2 protein-coding genes are annotated in these 1,225 nt (G+C 69.6%); both read right to left on the bottom strand.

Going from position 1 to position 1,225, the window contains the following annotated elements; genetic code table 11:
* On the bottom strand, positions 1 to 902 hold a 902-nt coding region (locus GT354_RS31850), incomplete at its 3' end, for an HAD-IC family P-type ATPase (protein WP_161359851.1).
* Between the two features lie 47 nt (positions 903 to 949).
* Positions 950 to 1,225, bottom strand: a 276-nt coding sequence (locus GT354_RS31845) for a DUF2530 domain-containing protein (protein WP_237535677.1), incomplete at its 5' end; no start/stop codon positions are given.

The following is a 1,225-nucleotide window of genomic DNA, read 5'->3' as shown; positions in this document are numbered from 1 at the left end:
CCGGTCTTGTCCAGGCACACCACGTCGACCCTGGCCAGGCCCTCGATCGCGGCCAGTTCCTGGACCAGGCACTGCTTGCGGCCCAGCCGCACCACGCCCACCGCGAACGCCACCGACGTCAGCAGCATCAGGCCCTCGGGGACCATCGTGACCAGCCCCGCGACCATGCCGCGCAACGCGTTGGGGAGGCCGTCGTCGGTCCTGAGCTGGCTGATGATCAGCAGGATCCCGACGGGGATCATCAACCACGTCACGTAGGTGAGGATCTTGTTCAGGCCGCCGCGCAGTTCCGAGTCCACGAGGGTGAATCGGCTCGCCTCCTCGGCGAGTTTCGCGGCGTACGCGTCGCGGCCGACCTTGGTCGCGCGGAACGCGCCGTTGCCGGCGGCCGTGAAACTGCCGGACATCACCTTGTCGCCGACCTTCTTGTGCACCGGGTCCGATTCGCCGGTGAGCAGCGACTCGTCGAGTTCGAGCGCGTCGGCCTCGACCACCTCTCCGTCGACCAGGACCTGTTCGCCCGCGCCCAGTTCGCACACGTCGTCCAGAACCAGTTCGTGGGCGGTGAGCTCGACACTTCGACCGTCGCGGCGGACCCGGGGTCTGGCCTCGCCGACCACCGCGAGCGCGTCCAGGGTTCGTTTGGCGCGCAGCTCCTGAATGATGCCGATCGCCGTGTTGGCCACGATGACCAGGCCGAACAGGCCGTCCTGGACGGGGCCCACGATCAGGATCACCACGAACAACGTGCCGATGATCGCGTTGAACCTGGTGAAGACGTTGCCCCGGACGATCTCCGCGGCGCTGCGGGCGGACCGCGTCGGCACGTCGTTGACCCGGCCGTCCGCGACCCGTTCGGCAACCTCGGCGGCGGTCAGCCCGGCGGCGGGGGCATCGATCATGCCCTGACGTTACGTCAGTGAATGTCGGATTTCGTGGCCATCTCGTACTAGTCCTCGCGCGCGTCCCGCAGGCGGCGGACGTACCAAAGCCCGAACAGCCCCAGACCCGAGCCGGCGAGCGCGCACCACGGCCACCAGCCGTGGCCGTCCTCGGTGATGCTGTCGCGCATGAACCACGCGGCGACGAACAGCGCGAACCAGATCAGGCTGCCCGACGCGACGAGCTTGACGATGTCGCCTTCGAGCGGCGGCGGGGCCGGCCGCATCCCGGTGCCGGGATCCGGTTCCGGCGCGGGGTCCGCGGCCCGGGTCGCCGCGCCCTC

The sequence above is a fragment of the Streptomyces sp. SID3343 genome (assembly GCF_009865215.1).
GTDB lineage: Bacteria > Actinomycetota > Actinomycetes > Streptomycetales > Streptomycetaceae > Embleya.
This window is presented reverse-complemented; position numbering and strand designations above follow the sequence as displayed.